Annotated in this window: 26 protein-coding genes and 1 tRNA gene; 9 read left to right on the top strand and 18 right to left on the bottom strand. The window is 63.8% G+C overall.

The genetic code is table 11. The annotated features are described in order from the left end of the window. Nucleotides 1–387 precede the first annotated feature (387 nt). Together H2LOC_RS14275 and H2LOC_RS14270 are read left to right on the top strand one after the other, a co-directional pair. Nucleotides 388–840: an adenylyl-sulfate kinase gene (locus H2LOC_RS14275; RefSeq protein WP_246207188.1), complete on the top strand. Its 453-nt coding sequence runs from the start codon at nucleotides 388–390 to the stop codon at nucleotides 838–840. Between the two features lie 281 nt (nucleotides 841–1121). Beyond that, on the top strand, nucleotides 1122–2696 hold the full coding sequence (locus H2LOC_RS14270) for a fibronectin type III domain-containing protein (protein ID WP_162009776.1): 1575 nt from the start codon (nucleotides 1122–1124) through the stop codon (nucleotides 2694–2696). Between the two features lie 227 nt (nucleotides 2697–2923). Here the strand turns inward: H2LOC_RS14270 and H2LOC_RS14265 are convergent, their stop codons facing one another. The 3 genes from H2LOC_RS14265 to H2LOC_RS14255 all read right to left on the bottom strand — a co-directional run bounded on the left by H2LOC_RS14265 (nucleotide 2924) and on the right by H2LOC_RS14255 (nucleotide 4860). Continuing rightward, on the bottom strand, nucleotides 2924–3433 hold the full coding sequence (locus H2LOC_RS14265) for a hypothetical protein (protein ID WP_136497653.1): 510 nt from the start codon (nucleotides 3431–3433) through the stop codon (nucleotides 2924–2926). A 121-nt stretch (nucleotides 3434–3554) separates the two neighbouring features. After that, nucleotides 3555–4346: an ankyrin repeat domain-containing protein gene (locus H2LOC_RS14260; RefSeq protein WP_136497652.1), complete on the bottom strand. Its 792-nt coding sequence runs from the start codon at nucleotides 4344–4346 to the stop codon at nucleotides 3555–3557. Between the two features lie 67 nt (nucleotides 4347–4413). Next, nucleotides 4414–4860: a hypothetical protein gene (locus H2LOC_RS14255; RefSeq protein ID WP_136497651.1), complete on the bottom strand. Its 447-nt coding sequence runs from the start codon at nucleotides 4858–4860 to the stop codon at nucleotides 4414–4416. A gap of 312 nt (nucleotides 4861–5172) precedes the next feature. On the opposite strand from H2LOC_RS14255, the gene H2LOC_RS14250 reads away from it, so the two are divergent. Genes H2LOC_RS14250 through H2LOC_RS14225 form a run of 6 tightly spaced genes read left to right on the top strand, consistent with a single transcriptional unit; the run spans nucleotide 5173 to nucleotide 8286 of the window. Continuing rightward, nucleotides 5173–5517, top strand: coding sequence for an ArsR/SmtB family transcription factor (locus tag H2LOC_RS14250; RefSeq protein ID WP_136497650.1), 345 nt, complete (start codon nucleotides 5173–5175; stop codon nucleotides 5515–5517). Next, entirely contained in the window at nucleotides 5501–6403 is a 903-nt protein-coding gene (locus H2LOC_RS14245; protein WP_136497649.1) for an SRPBCC family protein, read from the top strand. Before H2LOC_RS14250 ends, H2LOC_RS14245 begins: the two co-directional genes overlap by 17 nt. Nucleotides 6404–6429: 26 nt before the next feature. Further along, nucleotides 6430–6795 carry a hypothetical protein gene (locus H2LOC_RS14240; RefSeq protein ID WP_136497648.1) on the top strand — a complete coding sequence of 122 codons (366 nt, stop codon included), beginning with the start codon at nucleotides 6430–6432 and terminating at the stop codon, nucleotides 6793–6795. Between the two features lie 35 nt (nucleotides 6796–6830). Further along, nucleotides 6831–7235, top strand: coding sequence for an SRPBCC family protein (locus tag H2LOC_RS14235; protein WP_136497647.1), 405 nt, complete (start codon nucleotides 6831–6833; stop codon nucleotides 7233–7235). Between the two features lie 17 nt (nucleotides 7236–7252). Beyond that, entirely contained in the window at nucleotides 7253–7780 is a 528-nt protein-coding gene (locus H2LOC_RS14230) for an SRPBCC family protein (protein ID WP_136497646.1), read from the top strand. Between the two features lie 20 nt (nucleotides 7781–7800). Then, complete coding sequence (locus tag H2LOC_RS14225) at nucleotides 7801–8286, top strand: VOC family protein (RefSeq protein WP_136497645.1); 486 nt, start codon at nucleotides 7801–7803, stop codon at nucleotides 8284–8286. Between the two features lie 25 nt (nucleotides 8287–8311). On the opposite strand, the gene H2LOC_RS14220 is transcribed toward H2LOC_RS14225, so the two are convergent. The 7 genes from H2LOC_RS14220 to H2LOC_RS14190 all read right to left on the bottom strand — a co-directional run bounded on the left by H2LOC_RS14220 (nucleotide 8312) and on the right by H2LOC_RS14190 (nucleotide 14092). Beyond that, nucleotides 8312–9004 carry a DsbA family oxidoreductase gene (locus tag H2LOC_RS14220; protein WP_202620469.1) on the bottom strand — a complete coding sequence of 231 codons (693 nt, stop codon included), beginning with the start codon at nucleotides 9002–9004 and terminating at the stop codon, nucleotides 8312–8314. Between the two features lie 140 nt (nucleotides 9005–9144). Then, nucleotides 9145–9221 (bottom strand) — tRNA-Met (locus H2LOC_RS14215). Nucleotides 9222–9341: 120 nt separating this feature from the next. Further along, complete coding sequence (locus H2LOC_RS14210; RefSeq protein WP_136497637.1) at nucleotides 9342–10160, bottom strand: DNA adenine methylase; 819 nt, start codon at nucleotides 10158–10160, stop codon at nucleotides 9342–9344. A gap of 112 nt (nucleotides 10161–10272) precedes the next feature. Next, entirely contained in the window at nucleotides 10273–11265 is a 993-nt protein-coding gene (locus H2LOC_RS14205) for a phage late control D family protein (protein ID WP_136497636.1), read from the bottom strand. Beyond that, nucleotides 11262–11480 carry a tail protein X gene (locus H2LOC_RS14200; RefSeq protein ID WP_202620468.1) on the bottom strand — a complete coding sequence of 73 codons (219 nt, stop codon included), beginning with the start codon at nucleotides 11478–11480 and terminating at the stop codon, nucleotides 11262–11264. Before H2LOC_RS14200 ends, H2LOC_RS14205 begins: the two co-directional genes overlap by 4 nt. Before the next feature lie 9 nt (nucleotides 11481–11489). Next, nucleotides 11490–11912 (bottom strand): phage tail protein, encoded by a 423-nt coding sequence (locus tag H2LOC_RS14195; RefSeq protein WP_136497635.1) that lies wholly within the window; start codon nucleotides 11910–11912, stop codon nucleotides 11490–11492. Then, a complete protein-coding gene (locus H2LOC_RS14190) occupies nucleotides 11912–14092 on the bottom strand; it encodes a hypothetical protein (protein ID WP_136497634.1) in 2181 nt (726 codons plus the stop codon). The genes H2LOC_RS14195 and H2LOC_RS14190 overlap by 1 nt, the downstream gene beginning before the upstream one ends. 26 nt (nucleotides 14093–14118) lie before the next feature. Here H2LOC_RS14190 and H2LOC_RS21955 point away from each other — a divergent pair, with 26 nt between their 5' ends. After that, entirely contained in the window at nucleotides 14119–14241 is a 123-nt protein-coding gene (locus tag H2LOC_RS21955) for a hypothetical protein (protein WP_281350513.1), read from the top strand. Here the strand turns inward: H2LOC_RS21955 and H2LOC_RS14185 are convergent. From H2LOC_RS14185 to H2LOC_RS14150, 8 genes are all read right to left on the bottom strand, one after another. Continuing rightward, a complete protein-coding gene (locus tag H2LOC_RS14185) occupies nucleotides 14238–14618 on the bottom strand; it encodes a phage tail assembly protein (RefSeq protein ID WP_136497633.1) in 381 nt (126 codons plus the stop codon). The two genes, H2LOC_RS21955 and H2LOC_RS14185, sit on opposite strands and share 4 nt — an antisense overlap. Before the next feature lie 15 nt (nucleotides 14619–14633). After that, nucleotides 14634–15155, bottom strand: coding sequence for a phage major tail tube protein (locus tag H2LOC_RS14180; protein WP_136497632.1), 522 nt, complete (start codon nucleotides 15153–15155; stop codon nucleotides 14634–14636). Next, entirely contained in the window at nucleotides 15156–16415 is a 1260-nt protein-coding gene (locus H2LOC_RS14175) for a phage tail sheath C-terminal domain-containing protein (RefSeq protein ID WP_136497631.1), read from the bottom strand. It lies immediately after the preceding gene. Nucleotides 16416–16516: 101 nt separating this feature from the next. Then, complete coding sequence (locus H2LOC_RS14170; RefSeq protein WP_136497630.1) at nucleotides 16517–16987, bottom strand: hypothetical protein; 471 nt, start codon at nucleotides 16985–16987, stop codon at nucleotides 16517–16519. An 11-nt stretch (nucleotides 16988–16998) separates the two neighbouring features. Continuing rightward, nucleotides 16999–17190, bottom strand: coding sequence for a hypothetical protein (locus H2LOC_RS14165; RefSeq protein ID WP_136497629.1), 192 nt, complete (start codon nucleotides 17188–17190; stop codon nucleotides 16999–17001). 1 nt (nucleotide 17191) lies between these two features. Further along, complete coding sequence (locus H2LOC_RS14160) at nucleotides 17192–18799, bottom strand: hypothetical protein (RefSeq protein WP_136497628.1); 1608 nt, start codon at nucleotides 18797–18799, stop codon at nucleotides 17192–17194. Beyond that, the gene (locus tag H2LOC_RS14155; protein ID WP_136497627.1) at nucleotides 18796–19173 is read right to left on the bottom strand and encodes a hypothetical protein; all 378 of its coding nucleotides are present in this window, start codon (nucleotides 19171–19173) and stop codon (nucleotides 18796–18798) included. Before H2LOC_RS14155 ends, H2LOC_RS14160 begins: the two co-directional genes overlap by 4 nt. Then, entirely contained in the window at nucleotides 19170–19709 is a 540-nt protein-coding gene (locus H2LOC_RS14150) for a DUF4376 domain-containing protein (protein ID WP_136497626.1), read from the bottom strand. The genes H2LOC_RS14155 and H2LOC_RS14150 overlap by 4 nt, the downstream gene beginning before the upstream one ends. Between the last annotated feature and the right edge of the window lie 5 nt (nucleotides 19710–19714).

Raw genomic sequence — 19714 nt, 5'->3', positions numbered from 1 at the left:
CGGGAGTTGAAGCCGGCGCAGCTTCGGCGACAGGCTCGAATCCGACAAGAAGCGAAGAAGCGATCAAGAATCCAAGGAGTTTCGTAGGTTTCATAGGCATCCTCCTCTTTTCCGTCCCCTTCGTCGCCGGCGCTCAGCGCTCCATGCGAGCAGGTTCTCCGCCGGAGGGACGCGACGTCTCAATCTATCCTCCTTTCCGTCTTCGGCAAAGCGCCGCCGCTGTGTCGATTGATCGCGGGCGCTTTTCTCTCGATGATGCGGCTCCCGCCTCTCCCGAGAGAACAAAAAGACAGCGCAATCTGGAAATGTATGGGAAATACGTGCGGCGGTCGCTGCGATTAAGATTCTTTCCCAAGCGATGAGATCTTCGGGAGAATGTTTTTGAAAGTGCTCATCATGGGCTTGCCTGGAGCAGGCAGAACGTCGCTGGCGCGAGCGCTCAGCCAAAGACTCGATGCGGTCTATTTCAACGGAGACGAGTTTCGCGCCAACATCGCGAGAGGGCTCGGCCTCTCGCTGGAAGATCAAGTCGAGCAGGCCCGCCGCATCGGATGGCTGTGCAACTGCGTCTCGGAAGCGGGCGGCGCGGCCGTCGCGGATTTGGTCTGTCCCACCGAGGAGACGCGCGCGGCCGTCCAGCCTGATTTTCTGATCTGGGTCGACCGAGTCGAACCGGATCAAGACGAAGACGCAGTCGCCCTTTTTACGCCGCCCGCGCAATATGATCTGCGCGTTCCCGGCGACGGTTCGCTGGAAGTGTGGGCCGATAACATTGGCGCGCTGCTGCCGCAGAGAGATCGGAACAAACGGCGCTGGGATTCTTGGCGAACTCCCGGCTGAAATGGGGCGTTTTCCAGGCATGTAAATTTGATGGGCTTCCGTTCAGGCTTTTTAAACAGGAGATTTCTAACCCTGGCCCTGCGTCCGAGGACAGACAGGAAATCCCATACAGCCGGCGCAGAACTCCATCCCCTTTATTTGAGGTTTCAATGAGCAGGATATCCTCCACGGCTCTTTTGGCCGCGACGATCTTTGGAAGCTGGGCCGGCGCGTCGACGCTGGCGTTCTCATGTCCGGCTCCGTGGAGTGCGTCGGCCGTATATGCCGCGCCCGGAAGCCAGGTGAGCGAGAACGGACTCATCTATCGCAACAACTGGTGGACCCAGGGCCAGGACCCCGCGACCAACAACGGCGTTTATCCTGGTTCGGGCGAACCGTGGACCCTTGTCGGCTCCTGCTCGGGCTGTTCCACGGCTCCGCCGACGCCCACCGGCCTCGCGGCGTCGGGAACGACGAGCGCCTCCACGACCCTGAGCTGGGGGCCGGTCACGGTCGCCTCCTGCACGGTGACCGGCTACAATGTCTATGAGAACGGAACGCTGATCGGAAACGTGCCCGGCGCGAGCGTGGCGATCTCCAATCTCTCGCCCTCGACCAATTACAACTTCGCGGTCGCGGCTGTCGATTCCTTCGGCGCTTCGGCGCAGACGCAGCCCATCACGGTGACGACGTCGAGTTCCGGCGGTGGCGGCGGGGGCGGCGGCTCCAGCCAAAGCTCCGGAACGATCAATTTCCACCTGCTGCTCGGCGCAGGAACCGCCCAGGACTCGATGACGCTCACCGGCGGCAATTACGACGATCTGATCATGTCGAACGTCATCGCCGGAGTGATGTACGCCCATCTGGTGAAAGAGGGTTTTCCGGGCATTCAATTCAACAATGATTATCTCGTCGGATCGATATTCGCGCAGCTGCTGCAGGAGAATATCGAAACCCAGCTCTATCAGGCGAGTTCGAACCTGATCGACCCGTCGTCGCTGCAGCAGGCGGTGATGGGCATGGGCCAGGGCGGGCCCTACCAGATCAACAATTATGCGGTCGACATGGTCTCCGGCACTTATGCGCCTTCCGGCCATTCGCTCATCAATTATGTCGCGATCCAGAAGAACATCGGCTACACAATGGCGACGGCGGCGACCCAATATGCGCGCGCTACCCCGGCCTCCTTCAACAACAAATATTACGGCCCGATGCTGCCGGCCTATTTCCACTACAACGACATGGTCGCCCTCAATGTCACGGGGAAGGGCGCCGGCGGCTGGACCACGCCCTGGGAGCCAGCCTATGACAATGCGCTCGCCAATTTCGTGAAGCTGCCGAACAGCTTCCTCGATGTGATTCTGAACGTCGCGTATAATCAGGGCTATTACGGAACTCTGGTCGGCAAATACAGCACGCTGGGCGCAACGGCGACGGCTGCGACGATCGCCTCGGTCAATTCCTACGCACAAGTGTGGGGAAGCCAGGACTCTTACGCGCAATATCCGTATCAGGTGCACTATTATCTCGATCAGCTCTATGACAACCCGATACCGACCACGAGCCCGTCGAGCGTCGTGACGCCGCAGAATCACGTGGGATTCAGCGTCGCCGCATTGTCGGCGGTGTTCTCCAATGTGGCGCAGACGCTGTCCTATTCGAGCGGAACCGCCGCCGCGCAGTTCTTCACCGCCAGTCAGGCGAGCGCGGCTTTCAGCGCCAGTCTGGCGAAGAACGCGGTGTCGTCGACGGCTAATCTCGATCTGAGCAGCGCTTCTTCCCGCGCGGTGATCTTTGCGGTCATCGACACGGCTCTCTCGAGCCTCGAAAAATCGGTGGGAATGCAGTTCAACGCGACGACGACTTCGCAGCTCTGATACGGCTTCCGCGAGATCGCTTTGCGATCTCGCGGAAGCAACTGCCGCAAAAATCGCTGATCGGCATCGATTTTTGCGGCGAACGAAAGCGAAATGCCGCTCCAATCGAGCGGATTTCGTATGACCTGCGGGAACCAAGAAGCGATCCCGGACCGCGCCAGTGCTCCTGGATCGCCGCGGAGCTTACGCTCCTCGAGAGGAGGAAGCGAAGCCGAGCGGCTTTCACCTCAGATCTTGCGGCTGTCGTAGGCCCAGTGCAGCAGCGCCTGGCGCTGGCGCCGGCGGCACGTCAGATCTCCCGGCGCGCAATTTTTCCTGATCTGGGAGACATGGCGTTTCATCGCCTTCCATCGCCCGATCTGGCGCGCATCCTCCTGCGGCATGCGCCGGCCCATGTAGTAGCGGCAATACCATTGGAACCAGCCGCGCGGATCGTCGGGATGAATCCAGCCCTTCCTGCGCCATTCCGACAAGGGCTGGCTGGCGTCGACGCCGAAATAGTTCAGGGAGCAGTCGCGCCCCGAGAACGAGAGCCGCGCCCGCTCGAACCAGCTCGCGGGAAACTCATCCCGGCAGTCGGTCAGATATTTGCCGCAGAACACGCCGAGCTCCAGCATCTGCGCCGGCGTCAGCTCGGGCAGGAACTGCGGATCGAAGTCCCGGCCCGCCGGCGCCGACAAGGCGTAGCGATAAAACCGCTGCATCTTGTCGCCTACGGTGATGAAGCGCTGCGGCATGGGGCCTTCCTTTGCGCCCGCCCGGCGAACCCGGCCGACCCGCGTCTGTTTCGGGGCTGACGGAGCCCGGGCACGTCTAGCGTCGCTCTCGCTCCTGTCGGAGAGGCGGAGGCCCCGGAGCTCAGTTCGCCTTGTTTCTGCGGGCGGCTGCGCGCATCAGGTCGAGGCATTCTCTGGTCGAGGCCATGTCCAGCGCACTCAAGCCGAGATCGGTTTCAAGGGTCGGATCGGCGCCGACCGCAAGAAGCGCGGCGACGGCCCTGGCGCGGCCGGAGGACGCGGCGAACATCAAGGGCGTCGCGCCGCTGAAGTTGACATGCTGGACCTCGATCCCCGCCTCGGCCAGAAGGCGGATGTTTTCCACCGCTTCGCCGACGCAGGCGAGCCAGAGCGCCTGATTGCCGTCGGCGTTCACGGCGCAAATATCCGCGCCGGCTTGAAGAAGCTCGCTCACCAGCTCAGGCGGCGCCAGCCTCGCCGCCAACATCAGCGGCGTCGCCCGGCTTTTGTCGGGGGCGTTGACGTCGCCGGCGTCAAATCCGTGCTCGGCGAGAAAGGCGCGGAGCCTCTCGCTCGGCGCAAAGGGCGCCGGCGGCGCGGGCCGCAGCGCGGCCTCCCAGGCCGCATAGCCGCCCTCGAGGCTGAATAGGTTGGAAAACCCGCTGTCGGCGAAGGTCCTGGCGCAGGCCCGGCTCGACTCGCCGCTGTAGCAGCAGACGAGGATCGGCCTGTCCTTCGGCGTAACGGAGAGATATCGGGCGATGTCCTCGGCGCCGGCATGCTCGGCGCCATCGATATGCCCGCGCCGAAACGAATCGGCGTCTCGGATGTCGAGCACGAGCGCATCGCCCCGCCCGATGATCACGCGCGCCTCGGCGACGCCGATGCTGCGATAGCTCTGAGCCCGCGTCATGCTCCCCCTCCCGACGCTTACGGCCTAGCCCGCATCGCCTCTGCGGGCAAGGGGGAAGAAGTTTTGACTAATCCTCGCGTTTTCCCGGACCGCGGCCGGCGAGATGCGGGCCTCCGGGCGGGAGCGGGCGTGCGCCGCCGTTGGGAGGAGGAAGCGCCGCCGTCGCCATGGGCGTATTGCGGGGCACGCCCGGCGAATCCGCGCCCTCCCCGGAAGGATTGAAGATATCGACCACGGGACCGGTCTTGGAGGCGGCGTAGACGAAGTTGAAGTCCTTGAGGAACAGCACCGAGGTGACGACTTCCTGCAGCGATCCCGAAAATGATCCGTTGATCGGCATGTTGAGCGGCGCGGAGGAACGAAACTCCAGGCCGAAGGATTTCTTCAAGGCCTCGAGCAATTCACTGAGCGGCGCGTCGCTGGCCTCGACCTTCACGGCGCTGGCGTCGCCCTCGATCTTGATTCCGGCCGGCGCGGCGGTCGGAAGGCACACCGCCATAAGGAGCACAGCCATCGCCGGGGCCTGCGACCGCGCGAGACGAGCAAGGGACGAAATTGGTTTCACGATCACTTTTTTGTCCCGCTTCGAGAGTGTCCTGGGCGCGATCCGTCCTGAAATCCACGTTGGATTACGTAGCGCGCTTTCCGCCGGGTTTAAATCGCGCAAGCGAGAAACCGGCAGGATTTTAGGACTCGAACACAATTTAACGAAGAAAGCCTGTCAATTTTAAGAAACCCGAGCGGTGCGGGGCTGAATGAGGAAGGCTTGACGCGAATGAACCCATCCTATAAATAACTAATAGGTTATATAACTAAACAGGAAATAATGCTCGATCCACTGAGCGCCACTCTTTCCGCCCTGGCGGACCCGACCCGGCGCGCCATCCTCGCCCGGCTGGCCCGAGGCGACGCGTCCGTCAACGAACTTTCGGCGCCGTTTTCCATCAGCCAGCCGGCGATATCCAAGCATCTCAAGGTGCTCGAGCAGGCGGGGCTGATCAGCCGGGGCCGCGTGGCGCAGTCCCGCCCCTGCCGGCTGGAGGCCGCGCCGCTGCGCGACCTGGCCGGCTGGCTCGAAGGCTATCGCCAATTCTGGGATCAGAACTTCGATCGCCTCGACGCCTATTTGAAAGAATTGCAAAAAGGGAATCCCGATGAGCCTCGCAACTGATCCCGCCTCTCCGCCGCTCATCGTTTTTCGTCGCTTCGCCGCGCCGCCGGAACTCGTCTTCGACGCCTGGTTCGAGCCAAAGGCGCTGGGAAAATGGCTGTTCGCAACTCCCGGCGGAGTTTCGGAAGAGATGGAAATCGATGCGCGGGTCGGCGGCGGCTTTGCAATTCACGAGCGGCGCGGCGAAATCGTCGCAACGCATTTTGGCGAATACCGCGAAATCCTCCGCCCTAAGCGCATTGTTTTCACATTCGGAACAGACAAGGCGGGCCCGTTCGGCATCGTCGCGGTGGAGATCAAACCAGATGGCGACGGAAGTCTTCTCACGCTCACGCACGCGCCGCCGCCTGAATGGGGAGCGCTCGACATCAGCGCGAACGCCGGATGGGAAAGCATATTGGAAGGTCTCGCGCGCGCGACGGGCGAAGAAGGCCATGGCCATACGCTCGTGATGCGCCGGACTTTCGACGCCCCGCGCATTCTCGTCTGGAAGGCCTGGACCGAATCCGACCATCTGATGCGCTGGATGTGCCCGGCGAATTTCAATGTGACATTCGCCGAAAATGATTTGCGCATCGGCGGACGATGGCGCTCGGGAATGCGCTCGCCGGAAGGCGAGGACTTCGTTCATTGCGGCGAATATCTCGAAATAGAAAAACCCTCGCGTCTGGTCTTCAGCCATGGATGGGAAAGAAACCATCTCGAACCGGCGGCCGATACGAGGATCACCGTCGTTCTCGACGAAATCGGCGGCAAGACCCGAATGATCTTCGTCCATGCGGGCCTCGCCACCGAAACCTCCGCTTGTTCGCATCGGGAGGGCTGGACAGGCGCCTTCGAAAATCTCGCCCGGCTCGCGGGCGAGCTCGCCCCGAAAAACTACTGATCGCCCCGTAAACCAAAGGAGACGTCATGACTGCGAACAACGCCTATCTCGCTATTTTCCTCGGCGGCAAGACCAACCCCAAAATGGAGGCATGGAACGCTCTCTCCGAAGCTGAAAGACAAAAAAAGGGGGAGGAGGGCATGGCCGCCTGGAAATCATGGGTCGAGAAACATCAGTCCGCCATTGTCGCCATGGGCGGTCCGCTCGGCAAAACGAAGAAAATCTCCCCGAATGGAATCGAGGACGTCGTCAACGCAATGTGCGCCTTCACCGTCGTCAACGCCGATTCGCACGAAGCCGCTGCGAAGCTCTTCGAAAATCATCCGCACTTCACGCATTTTCCGGGGGAATCAATCGAGGTGATGCCCGTGCTGCCGATACCGGGAGCCTGATCGCTTTTTGATCGCCGAAGCAGGAAGCCAATGCGATGAAAATCACGGTCGAAGCAACGGTCGCGGCGCCGATCGATCGGGTCTGGCGCGCTTACACCACCCCCGACGACATCAAACAATGGAACGCCGCGTCGGACGATTGGCATACGACGGCTGCGACCGTGGATCTGCGTGAGGGAGGGACGTTTTCCTCCCGCATGGAGGCCAAGGACGGCGGGATGGGTTTCGATTTCGCCGGGGTCTATACCAAAATCGTTGCGCCGAGGCTCATCGAATACCGCTTCGGCGATCGAATGGCCCGGGTCGAATTCACCGACGCCCCAGGCGGCGTCATTGTGCGGGTGACATTCGACGCGGAGGCGTCGCATTCGATCGAGCAGCAGCGCGGCGGCTGGCAGGCGATTCTCGACAATTTCTCCCGTCATGTCGAAAGATCTTAAGAATAGGAGTTTGATTTATGACTCTCATATTGTTGTCTTGTTTGATCGCTCTCCTCGGCGCGTTCGTGATCTATGTTTCGGCGAAGCCGGGTTCATGTCGCTTCTCGCGTTCAATCCACGTCTCGGCGCCGCCGGAAAGAATTTTCCCGCTGATCGACAATCCGCGCGCCATGAACGAGTGGAACCCATTCGTAAAATCCGATCCCGCCATCAGCCTCACCTACAGCGGCCCGCCGAGCGGCGTCGGCGCGGCCAATGATTTTGCGGGGGACAATCGAGTAGGCGCGGGTCGAGCGGAGATCGTCGAAAGCGCGCCGCCTTTGAAAGTGGTGATGGCGCTGCGCATGGACCGCCCGATGAAATGTCGGAATCGGGTCGAATTCACGATCTCTCCCAGGGACGGCGGCGCCGACGTCACCTGGGAGATGACCGGCGAACAGCCTTTTTTGGGAAAGTTGTTCGCGGTCTTCGTCGATACCGAAAAAATGGTCGGCAGCGCTTTCGAATCCGGCCTCGCAGACCTCAAAGCCAGGGCCGAAGCCTGATTGAAAAAGGACATAGGCCAATGACATCCACACAAAAGGTTCGCCCCTGCCTGTGGTTCGATACGGAGGCCGAGGAGGCGGCTGGTTTCTATGTCTCCCTCATCCCCGGTTCGCGCATCGTCGACGTGGCCCGTTGCGGCGACGCGGGACCGGGGAAAGCCGGCTCCGCGCTCATGGTGACGTTCGAACTCGCCGGCGCTCAATATCTGGCGCTGAACGGCGGCCCCATCTTCAAATTCACCGGGGCGATTTCGCTTTCGATCGATTGCGACGATCAGGCGGAGATCGATTATTTTTGGGAGAGGCTCGGCGCGGGCGGGTCCTACAGCCGATGCGGCTGGCTCGAGGATCGCTACGGCCTGTCGTGGCAGATCGTTCCCAGGCGCCTGCCGGAACTGCTCGCCGGCGCCGACCGGGCCGGCGCCGGCCGCGCGATGGAAGCCATGCTGCAGATGGGCAAGATCGACGTCGCGACGCTCGAGCGGGCCTACGCCGGGGGCGCCTGAACCGTCTATCGGCAGGCTTGCGGGTTCAGCACCAGCTGGCCTGATCGGCGTTCGGCTCGCGCAGCAATTCCTGGATATTGGCCTCGATGATCCGATAGCCGACATTGCCGTAGAGCTTCTGGCGGCCCTGGTTCAAGATCATGGTCGGGCTGCCCTTCACCCCCAGGTTCTCGGCCTCTTTATAGTCTGTATCCAGGGAGGCGTGGGCGCGGCCGTCTTCGATGAATTTCAGCACGAGATCATTGTCGACGCCGGACCTGCGGCCGACCTCTCTCTGAACGTCCTGCCGCGCAATGTCGAGGCCTTCGAGGAAGAAAGCTTCGCGCATCATGCGCAGGGCGCGCTCGAACGCGCCCGGCGCGCCTGCCTCCGCCTCGCTCAGTTGAACGGCCTTGAGATAAAGATGGGGCGATAGAGACGACGCCGGCCGCACGCTGCGCCAGAGATCGGGATGGAGCTTGATCTCGGGGAATTGCTGCGCCGCATGTTGCAGGTGATCGGCGAAGCCTTCATAGCCGCCCTTGGCGCTCCAGGCCGCGGCGATCTTCTGTCGCGTATCGCCGAAGATCGAGCAGAATCGCATGTCCAACCGGACGTGTTCGCCGAAATTGCGTTGAACGGCCGCAAGGCGCAATTCGGCGAAAAAGGCCCAGACGCAGAGCACGTCGGAAAAATAGACGATGGGAAGGCGCTCCACGTCGGTCCCTTGGTCGGCCATCTGGTGAAGCGCGTCTTGTGCATCCTGCGCTGGCCGGACAGGAGCCGTAACTCAAGATCGTGGGGCGACTGGCGACAATCCTCGGATTGCCCGGTTTGGGCGCGCCAGCGGAAAACGCCAGGAAAACCATTGGGGGCAGGTGGTAGCGGAGGAGGGATTCGAACCCCCGACACAAGGATTATGATTCCTCTGCTCTAGCCGACTGAGCTACTCCGCCCGAAAGCGGCCACACCTATAGAGGGCCTCACCGACGGGTGTCAAGAAGTTGTCTTGCGTCGCAGCTTTCTTTCTGCGCTCGTGTTGTAGCGCGCAAAATCAAATGAGGTCGCGCGCAGGATCAAATGGGGGCGCCCCCGCAGCTGGTCACGATGATCTCCCGCGCCCCTTTGGCCTTCCCGCCGCCCCCGGCGCAGTAGGTCAGCTCGGCCGACTCGAGTCGGCCCAGGCCGCCGTATATCTCCCGCGTCGCTGGGCAGTCGTTCATGGTCAGGATGAAGCGGCCTTTAAGGCCCCTTAAAAGCCCCGCCAAGGCCTCGTGATCGGCCCGCGGGAACGGCGCCCGGTAATAGCCCTCCGTCCCGTAGTAGGGCGGATCGACATAGAACAGGGTCTCCGGCCGGTCCCAGCGGGCGAGGAAATCGCGCCAGTCCAGGCACTCGATCGTGACCCCCGCCAGCCGCTCATGCACGGACTCCAGGATCGGCCCCAGCTTCGTGGTGTCGAACCGCGCCGGCCCGTGGGTGTCTATCCCAAAGGTCCGCCCCGCCACCTTGGCCCCGAACGAGAGTTTCTGGAGGTAGAGGAATCGGGCTGCGCGCTCCAGGTCGGTGAGTCGCTCCGGATCGGTCCCGGCGAGCCGCTCGAACTCCGACCTACTCGTCAACTGCCATTTGAGCATGTCCATGAAGGCCTGATAGTGCCTTTGCAGGATGCGGAAAAAGGTCGCGACGTCGCGGTCGCGGTCGTTGATCGCCTCGACCCGCGCCGCGCGCCGCCGGCGGAAGAACACCCCGCCCATGCCCACGAAGGGCTCGGCATAGACCCTGTGCGGCTCGGCCTCGATCAACGGGCAGAGCCGCTTTGCGAGCTGGCGCTTGCCGCCGATCCAGCCTGTCGCGGTCGAAACCGGCGAAACCTCACGGAAATCCGTCTCCATTTTTAATTAAACCCGCTCATGCATCCTCGCCGGCGGCGGGGAGCGTTACGGTTTGTCGCGCTGCGCGGGTTGCTTCCTACGGCCTGCCCGCGTCCGGGGTCTCCCGGCCCCGCTACCCCTGTTGCGGCTGCGCCGTCGTCGTGACGGCGAGGCCCTCCTTGTTCCACCTGAACTCCCGCGATTTGACGGTCCAGGCGGTGTCGTCGTCGTCGCCGAAGCCGCTGGCGTTGACGACGCCGCCCGGCGGGACGCCGGTCAGGCCCGGCCGCAACGCGAAATGGGCCTGCCGCGAATCTCGATCGAACTTCTGCTTGCGGCCGTCGGCGTGGTTCTGGGCTTCGGTCTGGGTCCCGAAAAGATGGACGTGGGTGAAATCGGGAGCGCCGTCCTGGGGCTGGCCCTTCTGGCTGGCGACGTCGCTCCGCTTGGCTTTACTGCGGTCGTAGTGGGTCCCGTGGCTCTTATCGCGGGCGTTGCGGTCGTTCTCGTCGAAGCTGAACGACTCGCAGTCGTTGGGCGTGATCTGGCAGCTCGCCGCCGCCCCGCCGCTGGCCGTCGTGCCATTGCCCAGGGGCACGACCACCAGATTGCCGTCTTTCACGGTTGCGAGCGCCCCATAATGGCGGGCGAGACGGGTCACGAGATGCATGTCGCTCTCGGCCGTCTGGGCCACGATCTTCTCGATCTTGATGCTCGCGATGGTCTGGTCCACCGCCGCGCTCAGCCCGTTGTCCTTGGCGACCTGTTTGAACACGTCGCCGAGCGTCTTGGGGGCGGTCCAGCTGCGGGTCTTCTGGCCCTTGAGGGTCTTTTTTAGGTCCGCCGCCTCGCCGGTGACGTGAAACACGGCCTCGGGCCCCTTCTTGCTCACGGTCGAAATGATGAACTGGCCCACCTTCACCGTGCCGATTTCCTCCCAACCCACTGCGACGACGACGGTCTGCCCTCGCGTCGGTTTCTTGAGGCGGCCGTCGTAGTTCGAGATTTCGAGGTTGAGCGAGTCTGCCTTCTCTCCGTCGCTTTCGATGATCGCCCCCGAGATCGCACGCTTCCGGACCTGGGTGAGCGGATTGCCGTCGATCGAGACCGTGACGACGGGGATCATGACCACAGGCTCACGGTCGCGAGCTGCGCGGGCTGCGCCGGCGGCAGGTCGGGGATGATGATCTTCAGGCCCTCGGGCAGCAGCGGGCCATAGGAGGCGAGCCCGTCGTTGGCGTTCAGGATCGCCTCGGTGGCGCCGCCGTGCTCCGAGCTGTAAAAGCGTGACGCGATGGCGTCGACCATGTCGTTTTGCTTGGTGACGTAGGTCTGGGGCACGAGTCCTCCTCAAGGCCAGATCGAGAAAATCCCGCCGTCGCCGTCGTCGTGGGGGTGGAAGTGGAGTTCGTATTCGATCCGCTGGGCGTTGCCGGCGGGGTCGAGATAGGTCCCGATCGCCTCGGCGCGTTCCAGCCGATACGGCCCCTGGATGTCGCCATTGGCGGATAGGAGCGTGTAGACTTGGCCCGTCGTGCAGTCCGACAGCAGCGCCTGCACCTGGGCGTCCTCGCCGCCCATCATGTCGAGCGGATAGACCACGCCGCGCAGCGTCACGGACTCGTCGCCGGGCCCCAGATATTGCCCGGCCGGACGCCGCCCGATGATCTCGTGCTTGCCCCAGCGACCTTCGGCGCGCTGGCGTAGCTCCTCATAGGCCATCGAGCCCACGGTGAAGCGATGCGGCCCCCAGCCCATGAGCACGCGGGCCATCAGTGGGTCTCCGTGCCGTCATGCAGGGAACCGAGGCCCGAGGAGCCGGCCGATCGGTTGATCTCCAGCGCGGCGCCGCGCGCGGCCGTCTTCGCCCGCTCCAATTTGGCGATGAGCGAGTCGGCCGCGCCGATCGCGGCCTCGATCGAGGAGATGTCGACTGTGGGCTTGGCGGTGACGTCGAGCGCCGCCTTGATCTGAGGGCCGGCCTCTTCGGCTTTGGCCTTGGCTTGGTCGATTTCGCCGGTGTCGACCTTGGGAGCCGCAGCCCCAGCCGAAGCGCCGCCGCCGCCCGCCGGCCCAGCGGGCTGCTCTTTTTCCCACCAGGGCATCTCGACGCCATGGCTGCGCCAGAATGCATGGGCCTTGCCCTCGATCGCCGCGCGCGCCTTGGCGTTGGACTCGGGCGTCCAGCCGAAGGCTTTTTCCTCGACCTTCTCCATACCGGCCTCGGCCGCCGCCGAAACCACGCCCATCAGCAGTCCTTTGCCCAGGCCCTTGAGCAGGTTCCGGCCAACGCTGGCCGCCTCGGCCGCGATCGGGCCTTCTCCCTTGGCATAGGCTTCGGCGTCCTTGATCAGCTGGGATTGAGCCTCGGGACCGCCCTGCAGGATCTTGGCGGCGAGCTTGGCTGGGATGCGCCCGTTGCCCTTTGCGACCTCCTTGACCATCTCGGCATATTCCGAGCCGGCCTGCACGCCGGCCGGAGCCCCGGCGGCCGACTCGCCGGTCCACCAGGAGCGCGCCTTGGTCATGGCGGCCATGGAGATTTTGAGCGACGCGGTAAGACCCGCCGCAGCAGCCGAAAGCTCCGCGATCGCAGCCCCGGCGGGATATCTCTCGGTCACAGAACTAAGGGCGCTTTCGATCTGCGCGAGCCAGTTCATGAAGCCGGTCGCCGCCGGCATCACCCCCTTGTTGGCGTCGCGCAGCATGTTCTCGAACTGGGACGTCACGGCGTGAACCGCCATGGAGGGGGCCTTGTTGGCCCAGCTCTCCGCAGCGGCGAGTCCCGGAGAAGCCGCGATCTGATTGCGATCCTTCTGGATGATCTGCTGCTGGTTAAGCAGCTTGTCGGCGATGTTGCGGGCGGTCGCGTCGGAAAAGAGCGACGCCTCGACTTCCTCTCGCCTCTCAGCGGAAAGCTTTTCCAACGCGGGACCGAGGACCTGTGTAATCCACTTGTCCGGGTCGCTTTGGAACAGACGCCACCCCTGGACCGCGCCCGGTTGCGCCGCCCTTACGCCGAACGGGCCGCCTTCGACGATCTTGTCCTTGTCGAGAAGTCCGAGATCATTCAGCGAGGCCAAAGCGCGCGGCTGCGCCCGACCCGCGACAATGGCCATGTACATCTGGCTCAGCGCATTGCCGGCCTGATGGCCTCCCATTTCCTGAATGAAATGACCGCCGGCGCCGCGAAGGAAGTCCTCGGAGAGCGTGCGGGCGATCGGCCCCTTCAGGCCCGAATAAAACTCATTGATCGCGTCGACCGAAAAGGTGTCGCGATAAACATCCATCCAGCGGGCGAAGGTGTCGACGCGGGCCGCGCGCTTGGCGGGATCATTTGCGACGCCGCCCTGTTCGAGCGCCTTGGCGAGATAGGCGAAATCCTTGTCGCTCGAATGGCCGTGCATGCCCTGCTGGATGGTCCGCAGCTTGAGCAGCTCCGGCATCGCCTCATAGGCGTGTTCCAGCGAGCCGACGAAAGTCTTGGCGTCGGCGATCATGTTCTCGATCGAGGTCTTGTCGAAGGCGCGGAACTGGCGCGACAGCTCGGCCGCCTTGGCCTGTATCTCGCGAATGTCGGCGGCGCTGTTGCCCTGGGTTTCGAGAGAGACCTCGGTATGGGCGCCCTCGACGCCAGCCTTCACCCCGGCCATGGCGAGATCGACCGATTCATGCGCCAGCTTGCGGGCGATGGCGGCGTCCGCCATGGCGCGCATCGCCGACTCGGATTTCTCGACCTCCTTGCGATAGGAGTCGAGTTCCTTGGCCGCCTTTTCGATCTGACGTTGCTGTTCGATCCAGGCGACAGCCGGTCCGGCGCCGCCGGCGCCAGAGCTTTTGCCGAGATCCTTGGCGGCCTTGTCGAAGTTCTTGAGTTCGCTCTCCGCGGCGCGCATCGGCGCGGTGAACTGATCCACCAGCCGAAGCAGCATTTCGACGGTCATCGCGCTCATGGGCTAACCCCGTAAATCATGGCGAGATGCCGAAGCGCGCGGATATGCAGGCGCTGTATGGCGGGAAGCGGCATGGCGGCGACTTCCCGGCGCGAATAGTGGAAGCACAGCCCGATGTCGTCGAGGACGTTCTCGATGTCGGGGCTTAGGCCAAAAAACCCAGGGCCGCCTTGGTGATCGCCTTATAGTCCGCCGCGTGCAGTTTCAGCAGGATCGTAGAGTCGAGCCCGGTCAGCTGTATCGCGAAATCGAGCGGTGTGGCCTTCCCGGAGACGTAGTTGGCGATGTCCGCCCCGGAAGGGGTTCGGATGGTGACGCTCGTGTAAGTCACACCCGCGAATTTGAACGGATGCTTGAGCGGGTAGACTTCGGACTGCCAGTTCTGCCCGGCGTCGAAATCCACCACGGCCGGACCCGCGGCGCCAGCGTCTGGAGCGCCGCCGGCCGGAGCCTGCGGGTCCGCGGGGACGACGACGATCGGCGCGATCGCGGGGATGGGAGCAGCAGCAGCGGGTGCGTCCGTCATTTGAGAAACCTCCTTTTAGAGCCCGAGCGCGGTCTTGATGGCCGCGTAGAAATCGTTGCCGCCGACGTTGTAGATCCCGTTCTTGGCGTCGATCCGCCAGATCGTATTGCTGTCGATCTGCAGCGCGACGGCGTAGAGCGAGGCCTTGAAATCGACCTTGGCGAGCTTGCCCGGAGACCAATCGCCGAAATCGAGATCGGAGACCTCGCCCGCCATCTGACAGATCGCGGTGTGCTGGGCGTTGTTGTCGCCGTCCAGGTAGCCGCGCACCGAGAAGACGAGATCCCGGTTGCCGAGATAGAGACCGCCCTGGGCGAGCAGATTGGGATCGGCCGCGATGATGCTGGTTCCGAACTCCATCGCCTCATAGCCGAGCGATATCTTGCGGCCCATCAGCATGCCGCCGCCGCGATGCTCCTCCATCTTCTTCTTCATTTTCGGGAGCGTGCATTTGTCGGCGGCGCCGGCATACATCGTCCCGGCGACGGCCACAGAAAACGCCTGCAGCGTGTAATCGAGCTGGGTTCCGCCCGCCATTTAAGCCCCCGTCGTCAGAGTGCCGGCGTTGATGATCGAGGCCAGCGAGGTCAGCTCGTCGGTGTAGTACTGGTTGTTGAGCTGGGAGTAGTAGGTAATGGTCTGCATCGGCGCGGCCGGAGTCGGGTCGATGCGCCAGCAGTAGATGCCCTGGCTCATTTGCTGGGCGTTGTTGTCGTTGGCGTCGAGCCACACCTTGCCGCCGATGATGACGCCCTGGTTCTTCAGGCTGTTGAAGAACTGCTGGGCGGCGAAGGTCATGTCGGCCAGCGTCTGAGGCGTCGGATCGGCGTCGACCCATTGCAGCGAGACGACATCGAGCGCGTCGAAGATCGCGTCCATCGTGGTGCGGACGCATTCGAACTGCGTCGCGGTGTTGGCCGAGAGGTTGGTGTTGCCCCAGCGCCGCCAGCCGCCGATCCCGTTCCCCATGCTCTTCTGGATATTGATGATCGTCGCGATCTTGTTCTCGTTGAGCAGGTTGGCGAGGCAGGCATAGCTGTTGTCGAAATTGATCGGGCTCGACGTGCCGCCGATATCGATCAGCTGGTTTGAGGACGACCACCAGAAGCCTTTGGTGTTTTGCACCTTGGCGAGAAGCCCCGCCATGGTGGCGTCGGCCGGCGCATTTATGTAGGCCGCGAGGCTCTCCGCCCAGGTGAGGACATTGGGATAGAACGCCACCACGCGGTCCGAGCCCCAGTCGGCGGCCCAGTAAAAGGCGTCGGTGAAATTGGTCGAGGGCGTCGAGGCATAGACCCGGCCGCGCAGGCTTTCCGCGATCGGGAGCAGCGCCGCGACCACCGGATTGGCCCCGAGGACGCCCGGAGCGGAAACGGAGGCGACGCGCTGGGGCGTAAAGCCCGGCGCGATGAGGGTCTTGGGCTTGACCCCCACCACAGGCGCGGCCGAGAGCAGCCCATACACGCCGGTCTGGGCCGAAGCCGAGCCGATGACATTGGCGAGCTGAGTGTCGAGGTCGACGGCGGAGGGAACGCGGATCATCACCACATTGCAGCCCGCCTGCGCATAGATGTCGGCGATTGCCTGCGGCAGCGTGCCGGCGGTCCCCAGCCCCGCGGCGGCCGTGGGGTTCTGGATCAGGATCGGCTCGTTGAACGGGAATTTGGCGTTGTCGGCGCCATCCGCGGTGCCGACGAGGCCGACGGCGGCCTGATCGCCGAGAACCGGCGACTGGATCGCCTGCGTGCCCTCGACGACCTGGGAGCCGTGGAAGAATTGGAGCGGGGTCGCCGTCATTTGAGGCCCTTTCAAGAGCGCTTGACGCGCCCGTTTCAGGGCCTCAATCTGAGGACGCCCCCAAGGAATTGCGCCTGCGACAGCTGTCGCAGACGTTTTTGTCAGCGCACCCAGGGCGCGATCGGCGCCAGCGCGCCGACGATCGGCATGGGGATGTCCTTGCCCTCCTGCAGATCCTCGCGCGTGAGCGGAATGAGATCCAACTTCAGGCTTTTCGCCGCGATCGCCGCATAGTCCTTATTGAACTCGGCGAGCTTATCGGCGGCGCATTCCGTGGCCTGCCGCACTGGGCCGCAGCGCCCGGCGAGGGCCGCCGCGACGTCCTTCTGATAGGGCTCCAGCGCCGCGGTCAGGCGGTTCTTGTCCTTGATGATCGCGATGCGCACGGGGTCCGAAAGCGCCAGCTCGGTTTCGGTCCAGCGGTCGCCGTCCTTGACCTTTCGCTTTACCGCCTGGACGCCCTTGAGCGCGTCGAGAACGACAAACCCCTCGCCGACGGTGATGGCGATTTCATCGGCCCGTGCGGCGGCGCAGGAAGCGAAGATCGCAGCGACGATCAGAAACTTTCTCATGGATAGGCCCTTCAGCAGTTGGGGATGCTTTGCGGATTGCGCGCGGCTTTGCGCCGGATCTGACACGGGGTCATTGTGGGGTGAGGAGGCCGCAGCGCGGTCTGGCGTGATTGGATCACGATGACGGAGGGAATGGCCACGGTTTGAGCCGCAGCCAGGAGAGGCACGCAGGCGAGAGCCAGCGCCAAAAGCAATTTGGTCATGTCAAACTCCGGAAATGCAGTTCCAGACTCCGCCGCCGGCGGAGACGCAGAGACGCGATCCGGCGGCGGCGCCCGCGCGCTGATAGATCGTCCCCGCCGGCTGGACGATCCCACTGGGGTCGCCCGCGCCGGAGATCTGCGCTGCAGTGGAGTCGAAAACGACCGCGCGGGTATAGAGGGCTCCGAACACATAGGCTGAATCGCCCAGGCTTTCGGCTCCGCTCACCGAGGGGAGAATGCTGTTGTTGACTATGATCATCCCCGCTCCGAGCGCCCCGAGGACGAGGTTGGCGTCGCCCGCGCCGGTCGCGAGCACATAGGCTTGGTGGGGAGCGACCGCGAGAGCCATGCCGTTGGGCGCTTCGCCGCCGACATATTCGGAAGAGGTGATGTTGATGGCCGAATTGATTGACTGGATCGAAATCGCCTGTCCGACGCCGGCGGCATTGTAATAGACGAGGTCCAGCACAGAGGACGGGCTGTTGGCCGTGCGCGCCTGAGAACCGAGATAGAGGCCAATGACGCTCGTCGCGTCGTCCACGACGAAACAATGTGAAAAGACAATTCCCGGGGCCCCGAGATTGCCGCAGGTGTAGCCGTCGGCGCCGACAGGCTGCTGCGTCGACGAGCCCATAATGGCGTAACCCTGGAAAGTGGTCTTGTTTGCGTGAACCGACACGTCTGCTTCGTCGATGACCAAAGTTCGGCCGATCACATCGGTCGTGATGACGCATCCGCCGGCGAGGCAATCCGAGATCGTCGGATTGAGCGCCCATGTCGCTGAGCCGTCGACGTCGCCAATCGCCATCCAGTAGGTGGCGACCGCGTTGCTGCAGGACACCCCGACGTCTCCACCGGGACAAGTCGAGCCCGATACGACAGCAGCATCGTTGAGGAGAAAAATCCCCAGCGCGTCGGCGTTCGTCATCAACGAACCCGATGGCACATGCAAGGTCAGTTTAGCGAGGTCGAATGTAAACCATCCTGGCGGAGTGCCTGGATTGTAAAGCATCGTATTGGATACCGCCGGGTCGTTCTGGACCGTCAGCATCGCTCCCGGCGCGATGATCGCCCCCGGCGTCGCCGAAGCGATGATGGCCTGCGGCGCGACGAAGATGTTGGCGCCGGCGAGGAGATTGGCGATCGCCGTGCTGGCGGCCGACGCGGCGCTCGACGCGCTCGCAGCCGCAGAATTGGCGCTGGCGAGGGCCGCCGCCGCAGAGGCCGCCGCATTGGCCGCGCTGTTGCCGATGCTCGCGGCCGAGGCCGCTGCGCTGGCGGCGGCGGCCTGGGCGACGCTCGCGGCCTGCTGCGCCTGGGCGGCGGCGGTCTGCGCCACCTGCACCGGCGTCATGATCACCGGCGTTCCCCAGCCTGAAGTCGACTTGGGGCCATAGACCGCGCCCTGCGAGGCGTCGAAGGCCCAGTCGCAGAGCTGCCCGAGCGCGGGCGACGGGGCGCCCGAGGTGGGCAGCACCGAGCAGCCGGGATCGCCCTGCGGGCCCACCGGCGAGGGCGCGCCGCCTGTGGGGCCCATGGGGTCCCAGGCCCCGGCGAAAGCCGGCGTGGCGCAGAGCAGCGCGAGCAAAAGGAGAAGGCGACGGATCATGGCGAGATCACCGTGAGAGTGACGACTGCGACGCAGGTCACGCGCGGCCCGAAGACGCCGTCGCGCGGATGATTGTGAAGGATGGCGCCGGAATAGACCCCCGGCGGGATCTGCAAGACCTGCTGGGCGCTGGCGCGGAACCCGAGTTCCAGCGATGTGTTCGAGACCCAGTCGATGATCTCGCAGCTGCGCTGCGCGTCGGCGGTCGAGAAGATCAGATAGGCGTTCTGGGGGGTGTTCGGATCGACGATGCAGAGCGTGAAAATGCTGCCGTCGAGCCGCGGATCGTTGGGGCATGCATAGGCGTAATTGATGGGGAGATCGAGGCTCTCGCCGAGCATCACGCCCCAGCCGTCAGTCGGAGGCGCGCTCATGATTGCGGCCAGGACGGGAGGGGCGTTGGCGGGTTGTCCACCTGAGCAAAAGTCGTGATGGCGCCTGCGGCGATCGCCGCGAGCACCGCCCCCAGCGTCGTGAAGCTGTTTTGAACGAAGGCGTGGGCCACGCCGTAGATCGTCAAGATCTGCGCCGAGGTGAGCTGGGTCCCGCCGACGCTCCCGACCCATGTGAACACGGCTCCTGGATTGCCGCTCGCCAGCGCCGCCGCGCCATTGAGCGCGGCAAGGCTTTGCGGATCGAGGCTGACCTCGACGCTCTGCGCGCCGATATGGACGAGGATCATGCCGCCCGCGATCGCGGCCTGCTTGCTCCTCGCATAGGCCGCGAGCTCGGTCGCTGTGGGCGCGGGAGATGGCGGCGCCGTGAAGCCGGCGCCGTCGTACACGTCCCCGACATTCGCCGTCTCGGACGCAACTGCCGTATAGCCCTCGGGGAACACCCAGTCCTTACCGGCGAGGACCACATGTTCGACCGGGCCCTTGGCCCCTTTGATCAGCGCTGTTCTGGTCATGATCC

The organism is Methylocystis heyeri, assembly GCF_004802635.2.
Lineage (GTDB): Bacteria > Pseudomonadota > Alphaproteobacteria > Rhizobiales > Beijerinckiaceae > Methylocystis > Methylocystis heyeri.
Note: the sequence above shows the minus strand (reverse complement) of the source record. Positions and strands in the feature narration are given on the sequence as shown.